This window comes from Acidovorax sp. SUPP2825, from assembly GCF_030158995.1.
Classification (GTDB): Bacteria; Pseudomonadota; Gammaproteobacteria; order Burkholderiales; family Burkholderiaceae_C; genus Paracidovorax.
Genome location: NZ_BQXK01000050.1, coordinates 1 through 2,837, shown reverse-complemented (window position 1 = coordinate 2,837; position 2,837 = coordinate 1). Strand labels below are relative to the sequence as shown.

Sequence of the window (2,837 nt, the reverse complement as noted above, 5' to 3'; positions counted from 1 at the left end):
TCTTGTGTTGGCGCGAGGCCTCAGCGAACAGGTCGAACTTCAGGGCGCTACGGGGAGTGATCATGGCAAAGGATGGAGCACGCGTTCTCGATCAACAAGGGACCGGATGGGTTTTGAGAGGTTCCCAAGGACATCTTGATCTATGGCGGCGGCCCGACCGCAGCCTGGGCCATGGAGGTGGGGCAACTGCATGCCAAGTCCACGACCTGGGTCGCCCGTAACGGCTTCGAAGTCGCGGTGGCGGCGGGTCCCCGTGTCGGCGCCATCATCGAGTCGACCAGAAGCGCCCAGATCCAGGGAGAACTCGAAACCATGGATTGCCTCGACTCGGACCAGCCTCCCGGGGAGCAGAAGTTGCGGGTCAACGTGTTGACGCGGGCACCCGACGGCACGCAGTCGATCCGCTCGCTGGACGTGGACTTCCTCGTCAACAGCACCGGCCAGGACGCTCGGGGCGCAGGGGGACTGCACGATGTGCTGTCTGCGGATATCCGCCGCGAACTTCGCCCGATTCCCGACAAGAATCGCGTGACCGGCATTCCCGACGCGATGCTCGGATTCGGCACGGCCTCCGGCGATCTTCAGATCATCGGCGCGGCCGCCGCGAGCTACCAGGACAAGGAGAACGGCCTGGATGCCGGGCGTTTGCCCAGCGAGACGTTGCCGCACAGTGCCAAGGTTGGCATCACCATTGGCGGGGTCGTCGCCTCCGTGACGGCCCTGACCGGTCACATGCCCATCCGCCAGGAGCCGTCCACTGGCGAACTCCAAATCACCGGTCTGAATCTGCATGTCATGAATGCGACGCAACTCGCGGTCTATTTCACCGGCGCATTTCCGGATGCGCCAGCAGAGTCGGTCAACACCGCCGTGCAGGATTTCCTGAAACAGCGGTCGAACACCGACTTCGGTCTTTCGGATCTTCGGGTCAAGGAGTTCCTGCAAGAGCGGTTTGGCGACGCGCTGCCGGTCAGCCGATGCGCGAACGCTCAGTCCGCCGGCACCAACTCGACGGCGGCATGCTCTTCCAGCCACTCCGCGACCGGCAGGCCGGCCTCGTCGGCCACGCCCTGGTTCCAGAACTGCGAGGCGCACAGCACCTCCACGTCCAGGCCCTCCAGCGTGCTGCGGGCCAGCACCGCGCCGATGTAGGCGCTGCGCGCCCGCTCGACGATGCCCCAGACCAGCGTGGTCTCGGCGGCGCATTGCAGGCCGATCAGGAACGCCTCCTTGCGCGCGCCGTCCGCGGTTTTCTCCACCATCCAGGGCAACTGTTCGGCCAGCAGTTCGTCCTGCAGCAGCACGGCCGGAAGCTCGCGCGCCTTGTCGGGGCCGAGCGGGACGACCACGCAACGCTCGGTTTCGAATTTCGGGGTCTGGGTGGGCAGCGGCTCGACGCGGGCTGCCATGGCTTGGTACGACATCGTTTTGATCCTCAGTGCCCAACGAGCGTAGGCGCTGGCGGCGAAAGTCCTGCACCCGAAGCGACGTGCCGAAGACCGGATTTTGATTTTAAAAGTTCAATGCAGATTGATAAATCGATATAAATAAATCATAGAATTTAAATTTCGCAAAATTAAATATTATTTCGCATATTTCTTAAATTCAAAATCCGCTTGATTTGAAAATCGAAATTCCTAAATTTTTTTAAAAACCAATGCCAATCGAAACAAATTACCGGGGCGTGTACAGCCAAAGCATCAACGATTCCAATAGGGATTCGCAAAGATTCAATGCAGAGGTTAACCTGCATCTGGATACCCTCGGATCTGGTAGCACTGGAAACCAATTGCTCAATGATCTGGTAAGCCTGAGCAACCAGAGGAGACACAAGGTAACCATCCATGAAATGAAAGCCTCTCCGTCGGGGCCATCCGCTGAGCCAGTCCTGTCAAGACATCAGCGAGAACAGCATCCAACGTTAAACAGCTTCCGGGACATCAGAGAAACTGCAGGGAGACGCTATGCGCTCAAGACCCAACAAGGACCCAATGAAGGATCTAGCGTTGTGGTCACCTGGACAGCACATCAAACCAGCATGGGACTGGACGAGGATGGAGACCCCACGGGGCCAACGTCCAGCAATCGCGACAAGGTCAGTTTGCTGGCGCATGAACTGGTACATGCAAAACACATGATGGCCGGTACCTGGAAGGGCTCCTACGATGACTCTCGCGATCCAGAAACAGCTTCCGGAAAAGAAGAGTTGCGCGCGGTGGGCATCGGGAAATACAAGTATTCAGAAACAGGGCAGCCCTCCGAAAATTCGGTGAGGGCTGAACATGGTTTACCGAAAAGATCCAGCTACCACTACTCCGGCTATAGGAGCGACTAAGGAGTCCGCCCTGAACAACGCGCAAGCCGTTGATGTTGCTTGCATTTCTTCAGGTTGATGGATGCAGCCTTTGCAAGGTATGGTTCTGCCAGTCCCTGTTTTCTTGCAAATTCCTCAGAGGAGTAGTCCGATGGGGCTTTGTTGCACAAATCGCGATGCTGATGCCCGTAGACTGACTGCGTGACAGAGACGAAGAACAGGCAGCGGAGCAAGTACCGCACGACGAACTGGAAGGCGTACAACGCGGCGCTGAAAGCGCGAGGCTCGTTGACGATGTGGCTAGATGAGGGCATGCAGTGGTTTGGCACGCCGACCGGCAGGCGTGGACGCAGCCGAACCTTCTCGGACGCAGCAATCCAGTTCTGCCTGAGCATCAAGGGAACCTCTCAAAACCCATCCGGTCCCTTGTTGATCGAGAACGCGTGCTCCATCCTTTGCCATGATCACTCCCCGTAGCGCCCTGAAGTTCGACCTGTTCGCTGAGGCCTCGCGCCAACACAAG

Annotated in this window: 2 protein-coding genes and 1 pseudogene; 2 read left to right on the top strand and 1 reads right to left on the bottom strand. The window is 58.4% G+C overall.

Annotated elements, in window-relative coordinates; genetic code table 11:
* Positions 1 to 989: 989 nt before the first annotated feature.
* Positions 990 to 1,424, bottom strand: coding sequence for a GNAT family N-acetyltransferase (locus AVAK2825_RS24590; RefSeq protein ID WP_284403106.1), 435 nt, complete (start codon positions 1,422 to 1,424; stop codon positions 990 to 992).
* Between the two features lie 233 nt (positions 1,425 to 1,657).
* Here AVAK2825_RS24590 and xopG point away from each other — a divergent pair, with 233 nt between their 5' ends.
* Both xopG and AVAK2825_RS24580 read left to right on the top strand, forming a co-directional pair.
* Entirely contained in the window at positions 1,658 to 2,335 is a 678-nt protein-coding gene (xopG, locus tag AVAK2825_RS24585; RefSeq protein WP_284403105.1) for a XopG/HopH/AvrPtoH family type III secretion system effector, read from the top strand.
* Positions 2,336 to 2,515: 180 nt separating this feature from the next.
* A pseudogene (locus AVAK2825_RS24580) lies at positions 2,516 to 2,713 on the top strand (transposase); the annotation flags it as partial.
* Between the last annotated feature and the right edge of the window lie 124 nt (positions 2,714 to 2,837).

Bases quoted from the DNA above. Each gene is read 5' to 3' on its own strand.
- AVAK2825_RS24590 (WP_284403106.1), bottom strand. From the start codon at position 1,424: ATGTCGTACCAAGCCATGGCAGCCCGCGTCGAGCCGCTGCCCACCCAG.
- xopG (WP_284403105.1), top strand. From the start codon at position 1,658: ATGCCAATCGAAACAAATTACCGGGGCGTGTACAGCCAAAGCATCAAC.